The sequence below is a fragment of the Halotalea alkalilenta genome, from assembly GCF_001648175.1.
Taxonomy (GTDB): domain Bacteria; phylum Pseudomonadota; class Gammaproteobacteria; order Pseudomonadales; family Halomonadaceae; genus Halotalea; species Halotalea alkalilenta_A.
On record NZ_CP015243.1, the window covers coordinates 1,966,926 to 1,988,803 of the forward strand.

Consider the following 21,878-nt stretch of genomic DNA (forward strand, 5'->3'; position numbering starts at 1 on the left):
AACCCGCGAATGGACAAACTGATCATCACCGGCGGCGCGCCGCTCAGTGGCGAGGTATGGGCCTCCGGTGCGAAGAATTCGGCGCTGCCGATCCTTGCCGCCACCCTGTTGACCACCGATCGAATCACGATCAGCAATCTGCCTCATCTCCAGGACATCACCACGACGCTCGAGCTGCTCGGGCGGATGGGTATCGAGTGCGTGATGGAGGAGAAGATGAGCCTCCAGCTCGGCGGCCGTGTACGTGACTGCCACGCTCCCTATGATCTGGTCAAGAAGATGCGCGCCTCGATCCTGGTGCTTGGCCCGCTGGTCGCGCGCTACGGCAGCGCCGACGTCTCGCTGCCGGGCGGATGCGCCATCGGCAGCCGCCCGGTCGACCTGCACCTGCGCGGGCTCGAGGCGATGGGCGCAGAAATCTCGGTCGAGAACGGCTATATCCGTGCCCGTGCCCCTGAGGGGCTGAAAGGCGCGCACATCGTCCTCGACGTGGTGACCGTCACCGGCACCGAGAACCTGATGATGGCCGCATGCCTGGCCAAGGGCCGCACGGTGCTCGAGAACGCTGCCCGCGAGCCCGAGGTGGTCGATCTTGCCGACTGCCTGATCGCGATGGGGGCGCGGATCAGCGGCCAGGGCAGCGGTACGATCACCATCGATGGTGTCGATGAGCTGCATGGCTGCCATTTCTCGGTGATGCCCGATCGGATCGAGACCGGCACCTTCCTGGTCGCCGCCGCCGCCTCGCGTGGGCGAGTACGGGTGCGCAACGCCCGGGCCGATACGCTGGAAGCGGTGCTGATCAAGCTCGAGGAAGCCGGTGCCGAGATCGATGTCGGCACCAACTGGATCTCGCTCGACATGCATGGGCGCCGCCCGCGTGCGGTCAGCCTGCGCACCGCGCCCTATCCCGCCTTCCCCACCGACATGCAGGCGCAGTTCGTGGCGATGAACGCGGTGGCCGAAGGCAGTTCGCGCGTGATCGAGACGATCTTCGAGAACCGTTTCATGCACGTGCAGGAGCTCTGCCGGATGGGAGCGCGGATCGCTCTCGAGGGCAATACCGCGATCATCGAGGGCGTCGAGCGGTTCTCCGGGGCGCCAGTGATGGCCACCGACCTTCGCGCTTCGGCGAGCCTGGTGATCGCCGCGCTCGCAGCGGTCGGCGACACCGTGGTCGACCGGATCTACCATATCGATCGTGGCTATGAGTGCATCGAGGAGAAGCTGCAGCTGCTCGGGGCCAAGATTCGCCGCGTGCCGGGCTAGGGCGCGGGTGTGCGGGTATCGCCACGGGTGGTGATGCCGCCGGCCGGTCAGCGCGTGTTCTCTCCCTGCCGTCACTGTTCGCCAAGTCGGAACCATTTGAAGTCATGAGTAAGCCTTTGATCATCGCGCTCTCCAAGGGGCGCATTCTCCAGGAGACGCTGCCGCTGCTGGCGGAGGCGGGGATCGAACCGCTGGAAGACCTCGGCGGCAGCCGCAAGCTGCTGTTCGACACCAGCGTCGACGGCGTCAAACTGATCGTGATTCGCGCCACCGATGTGCCGACCTACGTCCAGCTCGGCGCCGCCGACCTTGGCGTCGCCGGCAAGGACGTGCTGCTCGAGCACGGCGCCAAGGGGCTCTACGAACCGCTCGATCTCGAGATCTCGCGCTGCCGGCTGATGACCGCCGGCGTCGCCGGGGCGCTGCCCGAACACGCTCGGCGCCGGGTGGCGACCAAGTTCGTCAACATCGCCAAGCGCTACTATGCCTCCCAAGGCATCCAGGCCGAGGTGATCAAGCTGTATGGGGCGATGGAGCTCGCGCCGCTGATGAATCTCGCCGACGAGATCGTCGATATCGTCGACACCGGCAATACCCTGCGTGCCAACGGCATGGAGCCGCGTGAGCTGATCAGCGAAATCAGCACCCGGCTGGTGGTCAACAAGGCGTCGATGACCATGCACCACCAGCGCCTCAAGCCCTTGGTCGCCCGGCTGCGCGCCGCGGTCGAGGCGCGGCGCGTCGACCAGGAGGCCAGATCATGAGTGAAATGCCAAGCTCCGCCGCACCGCTGGCGCGGCTCTCCAGCCGTGACGCGGATTTCGATGCCCGTCTCGATGCCTTGCTCGCTTGGGAAGGCGTCTCCGACGCCGAGGTTCAGACGCGGGTCGACGAGATCATTCGCGCGGTGAGACGCGAGGGTGACCTTGCGCTGCTCGACTGCACCCGCCGTTTCGATCGCCTGGACGTCGCGTCGATGGCCGAGCTGACGCTCGAGGCCCCGCGCCTCGCCGCCGCCTTCGCAGGGCTGCCGGATGAGCAGCGCGAGGCGCTCGAAGCCGCGGCCGGTCGGATCGAGGCCTATCACCAGCGCCAGCGTGGCGAGTCCTGGCAGTACCAGGAAGCCGACGGCACCGTGCTCGGCCAGAAGGTCACGCCGCTCGATCGGGTGGGCGTCTATGTGCCCGGCGGTAAGGCCGCCTATCCCTCCTCGGTGCTGATGAACGTGATCCCCGCCCGGGTCGCTGGTGTCGGCGAGGTGGTGATGGTGGTGCCGACTCCCGATGGGGCGGTCAACGAACTGGTGCTCGCCGCCGCCCATGTCGCCGGCGTCGAGCGGGTCTTCACCATTGGCGGCGCCCAGGCGGTGGCGGCGCTTGCCTACGGCACCGAGAGCGTGCCGCGGGTCGATAAGATCGTCGGTCCCGGCAACATCTACGTCGCCACCGCCAAGCGCGCGGTGTTCGGTCAGGTCGGCATCGACATGATCGCCGGACCCTCGGAGATACTGGTGGTGTCCGACGGCGGCACCGATCCGGACTGGCTGGCGATGGATCTTTTCTCCCAGGCCGAGCACGACGAGCAGGCCCAGGCGATTCTGATCAGCTGGGATCGCGCCCACCTCGACGAGGTGGAGGCGAGCATCTCGCGCCAGCTGCCGGGAATGGAGCGCCGCACGATCATCGAAGCCTCGCTCGGTCAGCGCGGTGCGTTGATCGAGGTCGCGGACGAAGCCGAGGCGCTGGCCCTGGTCAACCGCATCGCCCCTGAGCACCTGGAGCTCTCGGTGGCCGAGCCCGAACGGCTGCTCGATGGCGTACGCCATGCCGGTGCCATTTTCATGGGGCGCTATACCGCGGAGGTGCTGGGAGACTACTGTGCCGGGCCGAACCACGTGCTGCCCACTTCGGGTACCGCGCGTTTTTCGTCGCCGCTTGGGGTCTATGACTTCCAGAAGCGCTCCTCGATCATCCACTGCACCGCTGAAGGAGCGAACGCCCTAGGGCCGATCGCCTCGATCCTGGCGCGGGGCGAGTCGCTGACCGCGCATGCGAGAGCGGCGGAGAATCGAATCAAGCGCTAGGGCGTGTTAACACGCCCTGGAGCGATCATTGGTTCGAACGAGAAGGGCGCGCGTCGAAAGATGCGCGCCCTTCTCGTCGTGGACGCTGGTGCCCGGCGCCAGGTCGTGCGAAGCCCTTTGCCGCCCCCGCGGCCCGCTAGGGGTGGGCGGGAGGGGCGTTCTGTTCGCCGCTGTCGTTGGACTGCAGCGGGTTGAAGATGGTCGGCAGGTTGGGCGGGCGCACGCCGACGGTGATGCGTGCCTCGAGGCGGCGACCTCCGCGATCGAGAATCAGCGCGATGATGGTGCCGGGGTGCGCATCGGCGATCTCGTTGATCGCGGCATTAGGGTCGAGCAGCGGCGCACCGTCGATCTCGAGAATGCGATCTCCCACCCGTACTCCCGCGCTTGCGGCGGGTCCGTTGGGCACTACGCTGGTCACCACGACGCTGCCCGGGGTGTTGAAGTTGAGCGAGCGGGCCAGCGGCATCTCCTGCTGCGCCTCGATCCCGAGCCAGCCGCGCACCACCTGTCCCTGGGTGACGATATCCTCCAGCACGCTGCGCGCGACGTTGGTGGGAATCGCGAAGCCGATGCCTTGCGAGCCGCCTGAGCGGGAGAATATCGCGGTGTTGATCCCGATCAGCGCGCCTTCGGCATTGACCAGTGCGCCGCCCGAGTTGCCTGGGTTGATCGAGGCATCGGTCTGGATGAAGTTCTCGTAGGCGCTGAGGCCCAGGCGCGCGCGGCCGACTGCGCTGATGATTCCGCTGGTCACGGTCTGGCCGACGTTGAAGGGATTGCCGATCGCAAGCGCGATATCGCCGGTGCGAATATGGGTCGAGTCGGCCAGCGTGATGGCCGGCAGGTTGTCCAGGGATATCTTGAGCACCGCCAGGTCGGTATCTGGGTCGGTGCCGACCACGCTTGCGGTGGTGGTGCGGCCGTCGGCGAGCGTCACCTCGATTTCATCGGCGGAGCGGATCACATGATTGTTGGTGAGGATGTAGCCCTCGGCGCTGACGATCACCCCGGAGCCGAGATTGATCGGCTGCTCGGTGGCGTTGGTCGGTGGGCGGCGAAACTGCCGGTAGAACGGGTCGTTCATCAGCGGCGTCTCTTCGCCGCTGAGCTGCTTCATCGATGAGACGGTGACCACCGCGGGCGCGGCGCGAGCGACCGCATCGGCGTAGCCCGCCGGGCCGTTCGGGGCGGCCGGTGCCTGAATCGTGGCGGGTACCTGGGGTATGGCGCGGTCACGGCTGCCGATCAATTGTGGAACGTGGTCGACCAGCAGCAGTGCGAGCAGCACGCCACAAATGGCTGGCCAGATCAGCGGGGCCAGGAATCGACGCATGGCGGTTTCCTAGATCGGTCGCTCGGCGCTGCCGGGCGACGGGTGGGTAAGGCGGTATGCTGGCGAGGTTACGCCTTGATCGCCGCGGCCAACATGGTAGCGTCGACGGCGACAAAATCCACCAGTGGAGAAGACCCAATGGCCGACCGCGATGCGATGATCGAGGCGATGAGCCGCGAGCTCGCCGCCGATCGTTTCAAGGACTACACCCTCAACGGCCTGCAGGTCGAGGGCAAGAGCGAGATAAAACGGGTGATGAGCGGCGTCACTGCCTGCCAGGCGCTGCTCGACCAGGCGGTGGAGTGGGAGGCCGATCTTCTCCTGGTCCACCATGGTTACTTCTGGAAGAGCGAGCCGGTCGGGGTGGTTGGGATCAAGCGCCAGCGGCTCGCCACCCTGCTCGAGCATCGGATCAATCTGGTCGCCTGGCATCTGCCCCTCGACGCCCACCCTCGGCTTGGCAACAACGCGCTGCTCGGCGAGCGGATGGGCTGGCGGGTGGAGCGGGCGCTGGACGGCGAGCTCGGTACCGGACTGCTCTACTCAGGACGCGCGGAGCGGATCCTCGATCACTGCGGCTTCGCCGCACAGCTCGAGCAGCGCCTCGGCCGCGCGCCGCTGGTGATCCAGGGGCACGATCGGCCGCTCGAGCGGATCTGCTGGTGCACCGGGGGTGCCCAGGACATGATCGAGGCCGCCCATGGTGGCGGTGCCGACGCTTTCGTTTCCGGGGAGATTTCCGAGCGCACCACCCACCTGGCTCGCGAACTGGGCATCAGCTACTTCGCCGCCGGCCATCACGCCACCGAGCGCGATGGGGTCAGGGCGCTGGGTGAGTGGCTCGCCTCGGGTTTCGACATCGAGCATCGCTTCGTCGATATCGACAATCCGGTCTGAGCGCGCGGGGCGAGCGAGCGTCAAAGCCCTAGAGCGCACGCCACATGTAGCATGCGCCGCTCGGATAGCCCTCGAGGCGCTCGGCGATCGTGGCGCTGAGAGGGTCGAGCGGCCGGTAGCCATGGCGCTGCCAATAGCGCTGCGCGCCCTGGACCGCGATCAGCGAGGAGCGCTCAAGGCCCTCGGCGCGGCCGAACGCCAGCGCGGCGTCGACCAGGCGTTCGCCGATGCCTTGGCCTCTCGCCCCCGGGGCGATCGCCAGGTCATGGATGTAGAGCGTGTCGGCAGCGAGCGGCAGGCCCTCGCAGCGAGCGTCCAGCGCGGGCGGCGCGTCGAAGCGCCATGGCAGGGTGAACAGGTAGGCGAGCGCCTGGCCGTCGCGCTCGGCGATCCAGCAGCTCCGCGCGGCGGCGGCGCGCTTGCTTTCGAGCGTCGCCCGGGACTCAGGCTCGAGTTCGTGATAGCAGGCCGCCTGCAGCGCGAGTACTGCGGGCAGGTCCGCTTCCCGCATCAGGCGCAGCAGTGCAGGTGGCGACATCGGCCGGATCAGTAGCGCGGCGGTGGGTTGATGCCTTCGGCCTCTTCGTCCGTGCGCTTGATGCCGTAGTCTTCGGCGAGCGTGCCCTTGGCGTCGGCATAGTCGCGCGGCACCGCCAGGCTTGCCGCTTCTTCCTCTTCGACCTCCTCGAGGCTGCGCCGGCCGGAGAGCAGGCCGAGGCGACGCTTGACCCCGCCGTCGTCGGCCAGTCGCTCGGCTTCTCCGGCGAGTTCGCTGGTCAGTTCGCGGGTCTGGCGCTGGAGGCCGTCGGCGAGCTCGCTCATGCGGGCGAAGTGGGCATTGAGACTGGTGCGCAGCTGGCGGATCTCGGCATCGCGCTCCGCCAGCCGTCGCTCGGCGCTGCGTCCCGACGCTCCGCCGGCGAAGAACCGATAGCCGATCGCACCGATGATGACGCCGACCAGCAGGCAGACGGTTCCAAGTACCCAGATGTTGTCGCTCATCGCACTCCTGCTCCTCAATCGTGGCGAACGCCCGGGCGCCCGAGCAGAGGGGCCGCGGAACGTCCCTGTCCGTGGTCGACCATGGCCGGCAGATGAGTTTTCAACGGCCTGCCGACGGTGGCGCCCATTATAGGCGGTTAGGTCGCGGCAGGGTCAACGCACCGCGGGACGCTGGCGGGTGGCCGGGCTTTGGTCGAGAGCCGGCGGGGCTTATACTGTTGCGCCTACATCATGACGACCCCAGGGGCGACAAGAGAAGACATGGTCACCACCAGCTCACGGCCGTTTGATCAGCGCTCGCCAATGGCGCGCTATCGCCAGGACCTCGAACGCGAGGACTTCCAGTACGACGCCGCCCAGGAACGGGCGGTGGGGCACTTGCAGCGCCTCTTCGATGAGCTGGTGGCGACCCCGCGCGAGCGGCTCAAGCCAGGGCGTCCGCCCGCCGCGGTGAAGTCCAAGGTGGCCGGGTTCTTCTCCCGCTCGAAACCGGCCACGGAGCAGCGCGCGCCGCTGCTGCCGGGCATCCGCGGGCTGTACTTCTGGGGCGGGGTGGGGCGTGGCAAGACCTATCTGGTCGATACGTTCCACGACAGCCTGCCGTTCAGCGACAAGATGCGCACCCACTTCAACCGTTTCATGCAGCGGGTGCACCAGGAGCTCGATCACTTCAAGGGTGAGAAGAACCCGCTCAAGCGGGTGGCGGCGAAGCTCGCCTCGGAGGCCCGGGTGATCTGCTTCGACGAGTTCTACGTCAAGGACATCACTGATGCGATGATCCTCGGCAACCTGCTCGAGGCGCTGTTCGAGGAGGGGGTGGTGCTGGTCGCCACCTCCAACATCGTGCCCGACCGGCTGTACGAGAACGGGCTGCAGCGCGCCCGCTTCCTGCCTGCGATCGAGCTGCTCAACCAGCACTGCGAGGTGGTCAATGTCGATTCCGGCATCGATTACCGGCTGCGCGCGCTCGAGCAGCTCGACCTGTTCCATGCCCCCGACGACGAGGCGGCGGAGCGCACCCTGGCCGAGACCTTCGCCAAGGTCGCCGGTGAGGAAGGCGAGGGCGATGTGGACATCCGCATCAACAACCGTACGCTCACCGCCAAGCGCGAGCATGAAGGGGTGATCTGGTTCGATTTCTCGATGCTCTGCGACGGTCCGCGCAGCCAGAACGACTACATCGAGCTGTCGCGGCGCTATCACACCGTGCTGCTGTCGCACGTACCCTGTCTCGGTGGCGAGAAGCAGGACCAGGCGCGGCGATTCATCAACCTGGTCGACGAGTTCTATGACCGTGCGGTGAAGATGGTGATGACGCTGGAGACCGGCATCGAGTCGCTCTACCAGGGTGGCGATCTCTCTTTCGAGTTCCAGCGTACCCTGTCCCGACTGCAAGAGATGCGCTCGCGGGAATTCCTTTCGCTGCCGCACAAGCCCTGAGGCCTGGGGCGTGGAGAAAAACCTCGCCAGGGGGTTAACTCCGCTTGCGCGTGCCTGTACAATGCGCGCTCGCTCGAATGTTGTCCGTCGCCCGTGGCGTGGACAACCAAGAAAAATAGGGACTGGCATTCTTGCGTCGCCCAGCGCGGCTCTCGATGCCCGACTAAGGTAAATCTGATGAAAACGTTCAGCGCTACACCGCAGACCGTTCAGCGCGACTGGTACGTCGTCGACGCGACCAACAAGACCCTCGGCCGTCTCGCGACAGAGCTGGCTCGTCGCCTGCGCGGCAAGCACAAGGCCGAGTACACCCCGCACGTCGACACCGGCGACTACATCGTCGTGATCAACGCCGACAAGGTGCGTGTGACCGGCAACAAGACGACCGACAAGCGCTACTATCGCCACACCGGTTACCCGGGTGGTCTGCGCTCCATGACCTTCGAACAGATGATCGGTCACGCTCCCGAGCGTGTCATCGAGATCGCGGTCAAGGGCATGCTGCCGAAAGGTCCGCTGGGCCGCGCGATGCACAAGAAGCTTCGGGTCTACCCGGGCGCCGAGCATCCGCACGCCGCACAGCAGCCCAAAGAACTGAACATCTGAATCGAGGGATAGAGCACATGGCACAGTACTACGGCACCGGACGTCGCAAGACCTCCACCGCGCGCGTATTCATCAAGCCGGGCACCGGCAAGATCACCGTCAACCAGCGCGAACTGAGCGAGTACTTCGGTCGTCCGACCGCTCGCCTGGTGGTTCGTCAGCCGCTCGAGCTGACCCAGACCACCGAGCAGTTCGACATCTACGTCACCGTCGCTGGTGGTGGCGCGTCTTCCCAGGCGGGCGCCATTCGTCACGGCATCACTCGTGCGCTGCTGGACTACAACGAAGAGCTGCGTTCGCAGCTGCGTGCGGCAGGCTACGTTACCCGCGATGCGCGTAAGGTCGAGCGTAAGAAGGTCGGTCTGCGCAAGGCGCGTCGTCGCCCGCAGTTCTCCAAGCGTTGATCCCCGTATCGGGTGGGCGCTCGCCGTCCGCTCGATGCGTTCTACGATCGCCCGGACCCCTCAGGGGGCCGGGCGATCGCGTTGAATGGCCTGTGTCGGCGCGCCTCTCACCCGCAGCAGCGGTGAGCGTGCTATCATCTGCCCTCGCTTAGATCAAGGAGTGTTCCATGGGAGTCGTAGCCAAGCGGTCCTCGATGACTTTCTACTCGGGTCGTGACGATCATTACAGTCACCGTGTACGCATCGTACTCGCCGAGAAAGGCGTCTCGGTCGATATCACCGAGGTCGACGAGGACAATCATCCCGAGGAGCTGATCGACCAGAATCCCTACAATAGCGTACCGACGCTGATCGACCGCGAGCTGGTGCTCTACGAGTCGAAGGTGATGATGGAGTATCTCGACGAGCGCTTCCCGCACCCGCCGCTGCTGCCGGTCTACCCGGTCGCGCGCGCGCAGAGCCGGCTGTGGATGTACCGGATCGAGCGCGAATGGTGCCCGATGGTCGATGCGATCGTATCGGCGGGATCGTCGAAGAAGGAAGTCGAACAGGCGCGCAAATCTCTGCGCGAAAGTCTGATCGGTATCGCGCCGATCTTCGATGACATGGCGTTTTTCATGAGCGAGGAGTTCTCGCTGGTGGACTGCTGCATCGCACCGATCCTGTGGCGACTGCCGAGCCTGGGCGTTGAGCTGCCGGAGAAGCAGGTCAAGCCGCTGCTCGGCTACATGGAGCGGTTGTTCAATCGCGATGCGTTCCGTGACTCGCTGCTCGAAGCCGAACGCGAACTGCGTCGCTGAGGTGCGGCGTTTCCCGCCCGGTCGGGAGATTGACGGCGGATGCCGTTGCCATACATTGGAACGAAGCGCGAAACGCTTCAGGAGTGATATTCGATGCTCTCGAGTCGACCCTATCTGACCCGCGCGCTCTACGACTGGCTGCTCGACAATGACCATACCCCCTACATCGTGGTCGATGCGATGCAGGAGCACGTCGTAGTGCCGAAGCAGTTCGTCCAGAACGGCCAGATCGTCCTCAACATCGCACCGACCGCAGTACGCGATCTGCGAATCGAGAATGAGATGATCAGCTTCAATGCCCGCTTCGGTGGTGAGCCGATGGAAGTCTGGGTGCCGATCGACGCGCTGGTGGCGATCTACTCGCGGGAGAGTGGGGCGGGGATGGTCTTTGGCCACGAGCCGGTGCTGCCGCAGCCGGAGGATGAAGAAAATGGCGCCAAGCTCGAGAGCGTGCCCAACGAAGGCCGCGCCGAGCACGAAGAGAACCATGCGCCAGGAGGGGATGACGATCGCCCCGAGCGCAAGCGACCTTCGCTGCGGGTGATCAAGTAGGTCTTGATCCGAGCGGTTGGGTACGGATGAAAAAGCGAAAAAAGGAGGCCTCGGGCCTCCTTTTTTCATGACTGCGCGGGTCAGGTCGGGCGGCTTACGCCCAGGGCTGTCGCGTGGGAGCGGGCAGGTTCACTGCACGAACTCGAAGACCTTGACCACCGAGCGCACGCCGGCGACCCGGCCTGCGATGTTGACCAGGTTGTCCGCTTCATAGGGGCGAATCAGGCCCATCATGTAGACCACACCGTTTTCAGTGATGACGTGCAGCCGGCTCGAGTCGATCGCACTCGCAGTCCTGAGGCTCGAGACTACCCGCGTGGTGATCCAGGTGTCCTGCATGCGCTGCCAGGGCGAGGTGTTGGCGCCCACGACCAGTGCGTTGTGGACGGCGCGGGCGCCTTGGGCCGCTTGGGCTTGCTGTTCGGCCTGGGCCCTGAACTCCTGGTTCGGTACTTGGCCTGTGAGCAGCACATAGCCGTTGAAGCTATCGACGTTGATATGGGCCTGGGCGAATCCCGGCGTTTGGCTGAGCTGCTGATAGAGCGAGCGTGCCAGGTCGGCGTCGCTGCGCGCTGTCTCTGCGCTGCGTGTAGTGGCGGGGGCGGCGGTCGCGCTCGCACTGGTGCCACCGGAACCGGTACTGCAGCCGGTGGCCAGCAGAACGGCTGCGATCAGGAGAAGGGGAAGACGCTTGTTGCTCATCGGGCTCTCTCTCGTTCTCTCGTCTCAGGAAGCATCCAGCCGGAGGGTGAACCGGCTGCTCATCGCAGCGCCAGGGGCGCGGCATCGTGTCGTACGGTCGTCAGTCGGCGGTGCCGAACAGCTGATGGTCGATCAGGTCGCACAGGCAGTGGATCACCAGCAGGTGAACCTCCTGGATGCGTGCCGTCGAGGTCGCCGGTACGCGGATCTCGCAGTCTTCCTGGCCCAGCAGCGAGACCATGTCGCCGCCGTCGCGACCGCTGAGCGCGACCACGGTCATTTCGCGATCATGCGCGGCCTGGATCGCTTGGATCACGTTGGCCGAATTGCCGCTGGTGGAGATCGCCAGCAGCACGTCGCCGGGCTGGCCGAGCGCGCGGATCTGCTTGGAAAACACGTCGTTGAAGCTGTAGTCGTTGGCGATCGAGGTCAGCGTCGAGGTGTCCGTGGTCAAGGCCAGCGCGGGCAGGCTTGGTCGCTCACGCTCGAAGCGGTTGAGCAGTTCGGAGGAAAAGTGCTGGCTATCACCCGCGCTGCCACCGTTGCCGCAGGCGAGGATCTTGCCGTCATTGATCAGGCACTGGACCATCATCTGGCTTGCGGCCTCGATGAATGGAGGCAGCACTTCGCTCGCATAGGTCTTGGCGTCGATGCTGGCATTGAAGTGGTCGAGGATGCGTGATTGGAAATCCATGGTCACTCTAGATGCTTGGAGGTCGGGGCGTGCGGTGCAAAAAGACTCGGAGCGAGATGCTCGTCAGCCGTCGAAGGCGGCTTTGATCCAATCGAAACGTAGCGCATCGGGAGCGCGCCCGGTGATGCCGACCACGTCGAAACGGCAGGCACATGATAGCCGGTTGCGCTGCAGATAGACACGCGCCGCCAGCCTCAGCCGGCGGCGCTTGGGCTCGGTGATGCTTTCCAGCGCCGAGCCGAACCTGGTACTGCGGCGATGGCGTACCTCGACGAATACCAGCACGTCGCCATCGCGCATCACCAAGTCGATTTCCCCGCCGCGCGCGTGCTGATTGCGGGCTACCTCGACCAGCCCCGCGCGGACCAAGTGGGCGGCGGCGAGGGCCTCCATCTGCAGGCCATCCGCGCGCCGGTTGGTGCTGGTCACGGCGCTGCCGGCGAGCCGTTGCGGAACACCGCCCAAGGCAGCTGGCGCTCGAAACGGCGGTCCTGGCTCAGCCGCAGCAGGCCGGTCGCGCCCTGGGTCTCGCTGCTCGGTAGCGCCTGGTAGAGCGGCAGGCGGCGAGCCAGCTCGAATGCATCGACGCCCATCGCGTTGATCTTGAGCATGCTGGGGGATATCTCCTCGTCGCTGCTGAGTCGGCGATAGACATCGGCATAAGGCAGGCTATCGACCCCACCCAGTTCGGGTAGTTCCCACGGAATGGTCGGGAACATCACGCCGTTCAGGTCGTTGTCCTCGTTCGGCGCCGGCTGGCCGGCGTAGACGTGGGAGGTGGCGTAGATCGGCAGGTCCTGAACACCGTAGTACTGCAGATTGGGAGAGATCTGGCGGGCGTAGGGCGGCAAGGCGAGGACGAACAGCATGTCCGGGGTGCCGGCCCGCATCAGCTGGCTGACCGTTTGCGATACAGGGGCGCCGGGGTCGTAGAGCGAGACGTTGAGCACGCTGTTGCCACGCGCCTGCCATTGCTGGCGGAAGGCTTCGAGCACGCGTGAGCCCCAGTCGTTGTTCGGGACCATCACGTCGGCACTGCGGCGGCCGTCGTTGGCCGCGCGTGTCGCTACCTGGCGGGCCTCGTCCTCGGCGGAAAGCCCATACTGGTAGAGCCCCTGCGCCTGGTTGCTGGCGGAGTTGCCGTAGTTGAGCGCGAGGGTCGGCAGCGGCACTTGGCTGCGCTGTTCGAGCTGGGTCACCTGTTCCTTGTCGAGCGGCCCGATCACCACCTGCGCGCCGGCGCTCGAGGCCTGGGCATACAGGGCGTCGATATTGCCGGCGCTCGAATCGATGAAGTCCAGTTGAGGCGCGCTTTGCCCTGCGTCGGCCAGGCTCTGGCGCGCCACCTCCATGCCATGGCGGATCGCGTTGGCGACGGTGGAGAGCGAGCCGCTCTGGGGCAGCAGTACCGCGATCCGGCTCACCGCCTGGTCCTGCAGGCCACGCAGCGCGGTGAGTTCGGAGGGCGGATTGCGCGAGGCGGGGTGGGCCGGGTAGGCCGAGCGCCAGTTGTCGATCTGGGCGGCGAACGCGCTGGGATCGCCTGAAGACTGCAGCCGCAGCTGTGCAAGGGTCAGCCAGCCATCCGAGAGCGCGTCCGGATTGGGCAGGCGTTCGAGCTCGGCGGCGTTAAGCTGTGCCAGCTCGCTCCACACGTCGTTGTTGTAGCGCGGATCGTCGCCGCTGTTGCGCTGGGCCTGGAGCAGCATCGAGACCGCCTGGAGGTGGTCGCCCAGCGCGCCATAGGCCAGGCCGCGCGCGGCCTGGAGCCGCTGGCGCTGGGAGTCGTCCAGGCGGGTGCCGTCATCGAGCGTCGCGGTGGCCTCGAGCGCGGTGCGTCCGTCGTTCTGGCGCAGCGCCACTTCCGCAGTGAGCAGCGCCCAGCGCACCCTGCCGGCGTCCGACAGGGTGCGTGGGTCGATGTTGTTCAAAATCCCGAGCGCCTGCGCGTCGCTGCCGCCGCGTGCTAGGATGTCGGCCGCCTGCAGGCGGCTCAGCGCGGCCTCTTCGCCCTGCTGTTGCTGGGCCTGGTCGAGCAGCGCGTCGGAAGAGGGTTCGCGGGTGAGGGAGGGGCCTCCGGCGCAGCCGCCGAGGATCACCGCGGTGAGGGTGAGGCCTGACAGCCGCTGCAGCGCGTCACGCATGTTCGTATCGCTCCTTGATCGTGGTCATGAAGGTGGCGGGGCCCGGGTCTCGTCTCCTGCCCGAATCACTCGCCGGCGCCCTTCCGACGCCGACCGTCTGCGCACAAACGTAGCAGTTGATCGCGGCGGTTGGCGAGGTGCGCGGGCTTAACTCTATGCCCGCCGAGGGGCATGACTCTCCTCGGCGTTCAACCCTTGGGGTGTGTCGGAACCAAGGCGCCGGTCGCGCTGCCGGCGGCATGCTCGCGAGGCGCGACGAGCGCCTCGTTCCCATCACACCCTGGACAAGCGGAGCGCCCCATGGCCGAGACTTCCGATTCCATCGTACACACCGCCACTGGCTCGCACGGGGCGGGGGCATTGTACGTGGTCGCTACCCCGATTGGTAACCTGGATGACATCTCCGCAAGGGCGGTGGCGACACTCAAGATGGTCGATCTGATCGCCGCCGAGGACACGCGGCACAGCGCGCGCCTGCTCGCCCATCTCGGGGTTCGCGCACCGCTGCTCTCACTGCATGACCACAACGAGCGCGCACGCGCCGAGCAGCTCGGCGAACGGATCGCACGCGGCGAACGGGTGGCGTTGATCAGTGATGCTGGTACCCCATTGATCTCCGATCCAGGTTATCGGCTGGTGAACTGGCTGCGTGAGAGAGGGCTCGCGGTGATACCGCTGCCCGGGGCGTGCGCGTTGATCACCGCGCTCAGCGCCGCCGGCCTGCCTACTGACCGATTTCGCTTCGAAGGCTTCCTGCCGGCCAAACGCGGCGCGCGGCGCGCCGCGCTCGAGGCGCTGCGCCGGGAGCGGGCGACGCTGGCATTCTATGAGTCTCCGCATCGAATCGAGGAGACCTTGGAAGACCTGGCCGAAGCGTTCGGCGAGCGCCGTGTGGTGCTCGCGCGGGAGCTGACCAAGCGGTTCGAGACTTTTCTCGATGGCGACGCACTCGGCCTGCTGGCGCGGATGCGGGAGGACCCCGATCAAGCGCGTGGTGAGTTCGTGGTGATGGTCGAAGGCGCGGCGGAGCAGACCGGGGAGAGCGGCGAAGTGGATGGCGAGGCGCTGCTTGCCGCGCTCGCCGAGTCGGGGGTCGGGGTCAAGCAGGCCGCGGCGGTGGCGGCGCGGCTGCTCGGCGGGCGCAAGCAGGAGTGGTATGCCCGCGCTCAATCATTGAAGGAAGGCGAGCGGTAACGCTGTCACCATGTAGTGTAAAGAAGTGCAAGGTATTCACCCTGATGGTGCAAATTCCCTGCCGAGGGCAGCGTGGAGTGTTGAGAGGGGGGCGGGGCGCTGTTATTCTGCGAGCCGAGAGAGCGGGCTAGACAGTCGCCGCCGGGGTTCGCCCCGGGGGAGGAAAGTCCGGGCTCCATAGGGCAGAGTGCCAGGTAACCCCTGGGCGGCGCGAGCCGACGGAAAGTGCAGCAGAGAGTAGACCGCCTACGCAGGCCCGGCTCGCCGGGCTGCCGGCAAGGGTGAAAGGGTGCGGTAAGAGCGCACCGCGCGGCTGGCAACAGGCGTGGCATGGTAAACCCCACTCGGAGCAAGACCGAATAGGAACCCGATGGCGCGGCCCGCGCTTGGGTTCGGGTAGGTTGCTTGAGGTGTACGGTGACGTACATCCTAGAGGAATGACTGTCCACGACAGAACCCGGCTTATCGGCCGGCTCTCTCCCCCAATCATCGATGGCGTCGTGCGCATGAGGCGCTTGGGCCGCGGCCTCTTCCCCCGGAGTGCGCTTTCGTCGCTGCGGCATGGCCCGGCCGGCGTCGCTACCGTGCGCATGCCGCCATCCGTTCCATTTTCATTCGATTCGAAGCGGGTGCCATGTCATCGAAGGCCGGAGCATCTGAGGCGCAGTCCCCGCATGGCGCGGCGCGAGACCACGCGCGCAGGCACGTCAGCGTCCTGCTCGAAGGCGCGGTGGACGCGCTGGTCCACGATCCGGATGGTATCTATCTCGACGGCACCTTCGGTCGCGGTGGCCATAGTCGATTGATCCTCGAGCGGCTGTCCCCTCGGGGGCGGCTGCTGGCGATCGACCGCGACCCGGCCGCGCTGGCTGCGGCGAGCGAGATCCTCGATCCTCGTTTTTCCATTCACGGCGCTCCTTTCGCCGAGCTCGATGCAATCGCGCGGTCGCAGGGCGTGCATGGCGAGCTCGCCGGTGTGCTGCTCGATGTCGGCGTCTCCTCGCCCCAGCTCGACGACGCCGAACGCGGCTTCAGCTTCCTGCGCGATGGCCCGCTGGACATGCGCATGGACCCCAGCGCCGGAATCTCCGCCGCCGAATGGCTGGCATCCACCGCTGAAAGCGAGATCGCCCGGGTGTTCAAGACCTACGGCGAGGAGCGCTACGCGAAACGTTTGGCGCGAGCGGTATGCGAACGCAGGCGTGAATTGCCGATCACCCGCACCGGCGAGCTGGCGGAGCTGCTCAAGCAGGCCCATCCCGCTTGGGAAAAGGGCAAGCACCCGGCCACCCGCGCCTTCCAGGCGATCCGCATCCATCTCAACGACGAACTCGGTCAGCTCGAGGCAGCGCTCCCCGCTGCGCTGGAGGCGCTTGCGCCCGGGGGGCACCTGGTGATCATCAGCTTCCATTCGCTCGAGGATCGCTTGGTCAAGCGCTTCTATCGCGACGCCGCCAAGGGGGATGCCCATTTGCCCAAGCACTTGCCGATTCGCGACGCGCAGCTCAATCGGCGCCTGGAGCTGCTTGGCAAGGCGAAACGGCCCGATGACGTTGAGGTCGATGCCAATCCCCGCGCGCGCAGCGCAGTAATGCGCGCCGCGCGCAAGCTTGCATGAGGCGATGATGGAAAGGCGTACCGATCAGGATGGACGGAGCTCGGCCGGGATGATGGGAAGTTTGCCGACCAAGCTCTTCTTCGGTGCCTCGCTGGTCAGCGTCATGGTGCTGGCCGGCATCGTGCTGGTGTCCGCTTTCACGGTGGTCACCGTGACTCACCAGACCCGCCTCAACTACGCCTCGCTGCAGACGCTCGAGCGCGAGCGTGACGAACTGCAGGCGGTGTGGAGTCGACTGCTGCTCGAGGAGAGCACCTGGTCGACGCCCTCGAGGGTCGAGAGCATTTCGCAGCAGCGCCTCGACATGCACGTGCCCGCGGTCAACGATACCGAGGTGCTGGCGCCATGAGTCGCTACAGCGAGCCCGGTCAGCGCGGCCGGCGGGTGGAACGGCAGATTCTCGGCGCCTCGGCGCCATGGCGCTATCGTCTGATGCTGCTGGTGATCCTGGTGGCGCTCGGTGCGCTGGTCTGGAGGATCATCGATCTTCAGGTGGTCACTCACGACTTCCTCCAGGGCCAGGGCGACGCGCGTACCGTGCGCGTCGAGTCGATCGATGCCCACCGCGGGATGATCACCGACCGCGATGGAGAGCCGCTGGCGGTATCCACGCCGGTGGTCACGCTGTGGGCCAATCCGCGCGAGCTGCCTGAGGACCGCGGGCAGCTCGCCATTCTCGCCCGTGCGCTCGGCGAGGAGCCCGATGCCTTCATCTCGCGGATAGATGGCCTGCGCTCGCGAGGCTTCATCTACCTGCGCCGCCAGGTGACGCCCGAACCCGCCCAGCGGGTGCTCGACCTCAACGTGCCCGGGGTCTACGGCCAGCATGAATACAAACGCTACTATCCGGCGAGCGAAGTCACCGCCCAGTTGGTCGGGGTCACCAACATCGACGACCACGGCCAAGAGGGGCTTGAGCTCGCCTACGACCGCTGGCTGACCGGCACGCCCGGCCAGCGCCGGGTGCTCAAGGACCGCAAGGGGCGGCTGGTTCGCGACCTGCACCTGATCCGCGATGCAAGGCCAGGCGGCGACCTGACGCTTTCGATCAACCTGCGCCTGCAGTATCTGGCCTACCGCGAGCTGGCCGCGGCGGTGGCCGCCCATGATGCCGACGCCGGCTCGCTGGTGATGATGAATGCCAAGACCGGGGAAGTGCTGGCGATGGCCAACGTGCCCTCCTACAACCCCAACAACCGCGCCAACATGGATGCGGCGGGGCTGCGCAACCGGGCGATCACCGACGCTTTCGAGCCGGGCTCGGTGATGAAGCCGCTGGCGATGGCGGCGATCCTCGAATCGAAGCAGTTCTCGCCGAACACCGTGCTCGAGACTTCGCCGGGATGGATGCGCGTCGATGGCTATACCATTCGCGATGTGCGTAACTTCGGCCGCTTGACCCTGACCGGCGTGATCACCAAGTCGTCGAACATCGGCATGACCCAACTGGCGCTGCAACTGCCGAACGACACGATCTGGAAGATGTACGACGCGATGGGCATCGGCCATAGCCTCGGCACTGGTTTTCCCGGTGAAGCCAATGGCAGCCTGCCGCCGCCGGTGTCCTGGTCCAAGGCCAAGCGGGCGACGCTCGCCTACGGCTATGGCTCGTCGATCTCCGCGCTGCAGCTTGCCAGCGCCTACACCACGCTGGCCAACGATGGCCGCCGCTTGCCGCCTTCGCTGCTCAAGCTCGATGGCGCGCCGGAGGGTACCCAGGTTCTCTCAGCGCAGACCGCGCGCCAGGTGGTGGAGATGATGGAGACGGTGGTCGGCCCCTATGGCGGCGGTGGACGAGCGCGGATCGATGGCTACCGGGTAGCCGGCAAGACCGGTACGGTGCGCAAGGTGGGCGCTTCGGGCTACGAAACCAATGCGTATCGTTCGAATTTCATCGGCATCGCGCCGGCCTCGGACCCGCGGCTGATCGTGGTGGTGTCGATCGATAACTCCAAGCGTGGTGGTTACTACGGGGGGGTGGTCGCGGCGCCGATCTTCGCCCAGGTGGCCGGTCCTGCGCTGCGAATGCTCGACGTGGCGCCGGACTCGAACGCGGCGCCGTACAATCCGGAGTCGCCGGAGCAGCAGGTCGCCGAGGCCGAGCAGGCGATGAGGGTGACCGGCATCCGCCAGCCCGAAGCGGCGGTATCGGCGGCACAGGCGACCCCCAATGACTGATTCCAAACCGATGCGCCACCAAGTCTCCACCAAGGATGATGGCCGAGGCCCGCTGCTGGTCGTCGGCCGCGACGACCTTTGGACGACGCTGGTCAAGCGCTGGCCCACGCTGCCCCGGCAGCCTCTGGTCGAGCTTCCGGAGCGCTTCGCGCTGCACCTCGATGCCCGCCGCCTGCGCTCGGGCGAGGTCTTCATCGCGCGTCCCGGCGTGCGTGGCGATGGCCGCGCGTTCATCGCTCAGGCGCTGGATGCAGGCGCGAGCCTGGTCCTCGCCGAGGCGCCTTTCGCCAGTGACGACCCGCGCGTACTGGTGCTCGACGGCTTGAACGATGCGCTCGGCGATCTGGTCGCCGAGCTGGCCGGGATTCCCGAGTCGTTGCTGGCGATCGCGGTCACCGGTACCAATGGCAAAAGCTCGGTGACCCACTACATCGCGGCGCTTTCGCAGGCGCTCGGCACCCCTGCGGGGCTGATGGGTACGCTCGGCGTCGGGCGCGTGGGTGGGCTGCATGATACCGGGCTCACCACCCCCGATCCGCTGACCGTGGCCGCCGTGGCCGCCGGCCTCGCGCGCGAGGGAGTGGTGCGTCTTGCGCTCGAGGCTTCATCGCACGCCCTCGACCAGCGCCGCCTCGATGCATTGTCGATCCGGGTCGGGGTATTCACCAACCTGACTCGCGACCACCTCGACTACCACCACACCATGCTTGCCTATGCGGCGGCCAAGGCGCAGCTGTTTCGCCGCGCGGAGCTCGAGCTGGCGGTGGTCAATGCCGACGATCCCCACGCCCGTCTGATGGTCGCCGGGCTCGCCCCAGGCGCACGGCTGCTGCGTGTCGGTGCTGAGACGGGCGATTTCCGCGTGCTCGACTGGGCGCCCGAGCCGGCCGGTCAGCGTGCCCGGCTGGCGACGCCCGAAGGTGAGCGCGGACTGAGTCTCGCGCTGCTCGGGCGGTTCAACCTCGATAATGCGCTGCTCGCGATCGCCACCCTCTATGGCCTTGGTGAGCCGCTCGATGCGGTGCTCGCCGCTGCCGCTCGCCTCGCGCCGGTGCCTGGGCGGATGGAACGCGTGGTCGAAGCTGGAGCGCCGCTGGTGGTAGTCGACTACGCTCACACCCCGGATGCGCTCGACAACGCGCTCAGTGCGCTGCGCAGCCACACCCAGGGCCGGCTCTGGTGCCTGGTCGGCTGCGGAGGGGATCGAGATCCCGGCAAGCGGCCGATGATGGCCGGGATCGGCGCCCGGCTCGCCGATCGGCTGGTGATCACCGACGACAATCCGCGCAGCGAGTCGGCCGCCGCGATTCGCACCGCGATGCGCGAAGGCGTCCCCGCCGGTGCCGAAGTGGAGGAGTGCGGTGACCGGCGTGTTGCGATCGAGCGTACGATCGCTGCCGCCTCGCCCGAGGATGTGGTGCTGATCGCCGGCAAGGGGCACGAGGGCTATCAGGAGATCCAGGGCGTGCGCCATCCTTTTTCCGATCTCGAGATCGCGCGTAGCGCCCTGGCGCTGCGTGGTACACGAGGAGCGCCATCATGATCGCTACCCTTGCCCGGGCCTCGGCTGCGACCGGGGCCGAGTTCGAGGGCGATGACCGGCCCTTCTCGCGCCCGATCACCGATAGTCGCCAGGTCGGCGAAGGGGATCTTTTCTTCGCCATGCGCGGGGAGACGATGGATGGCCACCGCTTCGTCGCCGACGCGCTCGCCGCGGGGGCCGCGGCGGTAGTGGTCGAGCACGACCTCGCCGCCGAGCTGCCCGAGGCAGCGGGGCGCCAGCTGATCGTCGCCGATACCCGGCTCGCGCTCGGCCTGCTCGGCGGCCACGCGCGGCTGGCCTGGGGCGGGCCGTTGGTGGCGGTCACCGGCAATAGCGGCAAGACCACGGTCAAGGAGCTGGTCAAGTCGATCCTCGAGGTCGCTGCGGGCGACGACCAGCGAGTGCTCGCCACCCAGGGCAATCTCAATACCTACGTCGGCGTACCGCAGACGCTCTGTCGGCTGCGCGACCATCACCGCTTCGCAGTGGTCGAGCTCGGCGCCAACCATGTCGGTGAGATCGCCTGGACGGCGCCGCTGGCTCGCCCCCAGGTCGCGGTGATCACCAACGTCACCGGCGCGCACGCCGGCGAGTTCGGCGGGCTTGCCCGCATCGCCCAGGCCAAGGCCGAGGTGCTGCTCGGTCTCGCCCCGAACGGGGTCGCGGTGCTCAACCGCGACGACCGCTTCTACCCGCTTTGGCGTCAAATGGCGCTTTTGCGTGGTGAGCCGAGTATGCTCGTGGACTTCGGGCTCGACCCGCAGGCGCGGATCGGCGCTGAGCGCATCGTCCACGACGATGATGGTCGCCACCGCTTCGTACTGCGACTCGATGGGCAGCGGGTTGGCGAAGTCGCGCTTGGACTGGTGGGACTGCACAACGTACGCAATGCGCTCGCCGCGAGCGCCGCCGCGGATGCGCTGGGCGTGGAGCCGGCGGCGATCATCGAAGGGCTCGAACGGGTGGGCGACGTCGGCGGGCGGATGACGCTTCGCCATGGGCGCGAGGGGCGGCGGCTGCTCGACGATAGCTACAACGCCAACCCAGGGGCCTTTCGTGCCGCACTCGAGACACTGGCGCTGCAGCCAGCGCCGCGTTGGTGTCTGATGGGGGCGATGGCCGAGCTCGGCGCTGAATCGGCCGTGCGCCACGCCGAGCTCGGCAGCTACGCCAAGCACCTCGGTATCGATGCGCTCATCGCCTATGGCGCCGACGCCGCACCAGCGGCCGAGGCCTTCGGCGGTGCTTGCTTCGATGATTGGCAGACGTTCGTCGACTACGTCGAGGCCCAGCTACCCGCGGGCGCCTCGGTATTGATCAAGGGATCGCGCAGTATGCGCATGGAGCGGCTGGTAGATCGTCTCTCCGCCGCCGACGCGAAGTGAGCCGCCCCTTGCTGCTCGCTTCGTCCAACAC

General features: G+C 66.8%; 22 protein-coding genes and 1 other RNA gene. 16 read left to right on the forward strand and 7 right to left on the reverse strand.

The window, feature by feature from the left end; all coding sequences use genetic code 11:
* Window positions 1-9: 9 nt before the first annotated feature.
* The 3 genes from murA (at window position 10) to hisD (ending at window position 3,352) form a co-directional block, all read left to right on the forward strand.
* On the forward strand, window positions 10-1,269 hold the full coding sequence (murA, locus tag A5892_RS08635) for a UDP-N-acetylglucosamine 1-carboxyvinyltransferase (protein WP_064122466.1): 1,260 nt from the start codon (window positions 10-12) through the stop codon (window positions 1,267-1,269).
* Between the two features lie 104 nt (window positions 1,270-1,373).
* Window positions 1,374-2,033 (forward strand): ATP phosphoribosyltransferase, encoded by a 660-nt coding sequence (gene hisG, locus A5892_RS08640; RefSeq protein ID WP_064122467.1) that lies wholly within the window; start codon window positions 1,374-1,376, stop codon window positions 2,031-2,033.
* Window positions 2,030-3,352 (forward strand): histidinol dehydrogenase, encoded by a 1,323-nt coding sequence (gene hisD / locus A5892_RS08645; protein ID WP_064122468.1) that lies wholly within the window; start codon window positions 2,030-2,032, stop codon window positions 3,350-3,352. The genes hisG and hisD overlap by 4 nt, the downstream gene beginning before the upstream one ends.
* 136 nt (window positions 3,353-3,488) lie before the next feature.
* Here the strand turns inward: hisD and A5892_RS08650 are convergent, their stop codons facing one another.
* Window positions 3,489-4,688: a S1C family serine protease gene (locus A5892_RS08650; RefSeq protein WP_064122469.1), complete on the reverse strand. Its 1,200-nt coding sequence runs from the start codon at window positions 4,686-4,688 to the stop codon at window positions 3,489-3,491.
* Between the two features lie 138 nt (window positions 4,689-4,826).
* Between A5892_RS08650 and A5892_RS08655 the strand changes: the two genes are divergently transcribed.
* A complete protein-coding gene (locus A5892_RS08655) occupies window positions 4,827-5,585 on the forward strand; it encodes a Nif3-like dinuclear metal center hexameric protein (RefSeq protein ID WP_064122470.1) in 759 nt (252 codons plus the stop codon).
* Window positions 5,586-5,613: 28 nt separating this feature from the next.
* On the opposite strand, the gene A5892_RS08660 is transcribed toward A5892_RS08655, so the two are convergent.
* Entirely contained in the window at window positions 5,614-6,123 is a 510-nt protein-coding gene (locus A5892_RS08660; RefSeq protein WP_064122471.1) for a GNAT family N-acetyltransferase, read from the reverse strand.
* A gap of 8 nt (window positions 6,124-6,131) precedes the next feature.
* Window positions 6,132-6,587, reverse strand: coding sequence for a YhcB family protein (locus A5892_RS08665; protein WP_064122472.1), 456 nt, complete (start codon window positions 6,585-6,587; stop codon window positions 6,132-6,134).
* A 261-nt stretch (window positions 6,588-6,848) separates the two neighbouring features.
* Here A5892_RS08665 and zapE point away from each other — a divergent pair, with 261 nt between their 5' ends.
* The 5 genes from zapE to A5892_RS08690 all read left to right on the forward strand — a co-directional run bounded on the left by zapE (window position 6,849) and on the right by A5892_RS08690 (window position 10,389).
* Window positions 6,849-8,027, forward strand: coding sequence for a cell division protein ZapE (gene zapE / locus A5892_RS08670; RefSeq protein ID WP_064122473.1), 1,179 nt, complete (start codon window positions 6,849-6,851; stop codon window positions 8,025-8,027).
* Window positions 8,028-8,204: 177 nt separating this feature from the next.
* Window positions 8,205-8,633 (forward strand): 50S ribosomal protein L13, encoded by a 429-nt coding sequence (gene rplM / locus A5892_RS08675; protein WP_064122474.1) that lies wholly within the window; start codon window positions 8,205-8,207, stop codon window positions 8,631-8,633.
* Between the two features lie 17 nt (window positions 8,634-8,650).
* A complete protein-coding gene (gene rpsI, locus A5892_RS08680) occupies window positions 8,651-9,037 on the forward strand; it encodes a 30S ribosomal protein S9 (protein WP_027349872.1) in 387 nt (128 codons plus the stop codon).
* 167 nt (window positions 9,038-9,204) lie between these two features.
* A complete protein-coding gene (gene sspA, locus A5892_RS08685; RefSeq protein ID WP_064122475.1) occupies window positions 9,205-9,837 on the forward strand; it encodes a stringent starvation protein SspA in 633 nt (210 codons plus the stop codon).
* Window positions 9,838-9,930: 93 nt separating this feature from the next.
* Window positions 9,931-10,389: a ClpXP protease specificity-enhancing factor gene (locus tag A5892_RS08690; RefSeq protein WP_064122476.1), complete on the forward strand. Its 459-nt coding sequence runs from the start codon at window positions 9,931-9,933 to the stop codon at window positions 10,387-10,389.
* 129 nt (window positions 10,390-10,518) lie between these two features.
* On the opposite strand, the gene A5892_RS08695 is transcribed toward A5892_RS08690, so the two are convergent.
* The 4 genes from A5892_RS08695 to A5892_RS08710 all read right to left on the reverse strand — a co-directional run bounded on the left by A5892_RS08695 (window position 10,519) and on the right by A5892_RS08710 (window position 13,929).
* A complete protein-coding gene (locus tag A5892_RS08695) occupies window positions 10,519-11,091 on the reverse strand; it encodes a BON domain-containing protein (protein ID WP_064122477.1) in 573 nt (190 codons plus the stop codon).
* 100 nt (window positions 11,092-11,191) lie between these two features.
* Window positions 11,192-11,785, reverse strand: a complete 594-nt coding sequence (locus A5892_RS08700) for a phosphoheptose isomerase (protein WP_027350885.1) — start codon at window positions 11,783-11,785, stop codon at window positions 11,192-11,194.
* 63 nt (window positions 11,786-11,848) lie between these two features.
* The gene (locus tag A5892_RS08705) at window positions 11,849-12,214 is read right to left on the reverse strand and encodes a YraN family protein (RefSeq protein WP_082890600.1); all 366 of its coding nucleotides are present in this window, start codon (window positions 12,212-12,214) and stop codon (window positions 11,849-11,851) included.
* Window positions 12,211-13,929, reverse strand: a complete 1,719-nt coding sequence (locus A5892_RS08710; RefSeq protein ID WP_064122478.1) for a penicillin-binding protein activator — start codon at window positions 13,927-13,929, stop codon at window positions 12,211-12,213. Before A5892_RS08710 ends, A5892_RS08705 begins: the two co-directional genes overlap by 4 nt.
* Window positions 13,930-14,229: 300 nt before the next feature.
* Here A5892_RS08710 and rsmI point away from each other — a divergent pair, with 300 nt between their 5' ends.
* The 7 genes from rsmI to A5892_RS08745 all read left to right on the forward strand — a co-directional run bounded on the left by rsmI (window position 14,230) and on the right by A5892_RS08745 (window position 21,847).
* A complete protein-coding gene (gene rsmI / locus A5892_RS08715) occupies window positions 14,230-15,123 on the forward strand; it encodes a 16S rRNA (cytidine(1402)-2'-O)-methyltransferase (RefSeq protein ID WP_064122479.1) in 894 nt (297 codons plus the stop codon).
* 119 nt (window positions 15,124-15,242) lie between these two features.
* Window positions 15,243-15,604, forward strand: an RNA gene (gene rnpB / locus A5892_RS08720) — RNase P RNA component class A.
* Between the two features lie 153 nt (window positions 15,605-15,757).
* Entirely contained in the window at window positions 15,758-16,741 is a 984-nt protein-coding gene (rsmH, locus tag A5892_RS08725) for a 16S rRNA (cytosine(1402)-N(4))-methyltransferase RsmH (RefSeq protein ID WP_082890344.1), read from the forward strand.
* 49 nt (window positions 16,742-16,790) lie between these two features.
* Entirely contained in the window at window positions 16,791-17,090 is a 300-nt protein-coding gene (gene ftsL, locus A5892_RS08730) for a cell division protein FtsL (RefSeq protein ID WP_064124394.1), read from the forward strand.
* A gap of 83 nt (window positions 17,091-17,173) precedes the next feature.
* On the forward strand, window positions 17,174-18,919 hold the full coding sequence (locus tag A5892_RS08735) for a peptidoglycan D,D-transpeptidase FtsI family protein (RefSeq protein ID WP_223302872.1): 1,746 nt from the start codon (window positions 17,174-17,176) through the stop codon (window positions 18,917-18,919).
* Between the two features lie 10 nt (window positions 18,920-18,929).
* Window positions 18,930-20,462, forward strand: a complete 1,533-nt coding sequence (locus tag A5892_RS08740) for a UDP-N-acetylmuramoyl-L-alanyl-D-glutamate--2,6-diaminopimelate ligase (protein WP_082890601.1) — start codon at window positions 18,930-18,932, stop codon at window positions 20,460-20,462.
* Window positions 20,459-21,847: a UDP-N-acetylmuramoyl-tripeptide--D-alanyl-D-alanine ligase gene (locus tag A5892_RS08745; protein WP_064122480.1), complete on the forward strand. Its 1,389-nt coding sequence runs from the start codon at window positions 20,459-20,461 to the stop codon at window positions 21,845-21,847. Before A5892_RS08740 ends, A5892_RS08745 begins: the two co-directional genes overlap by 4 nt.
* The last annotated feature ends 31 nt before the right edge of the window (window positions 21,848-21,878 follow it).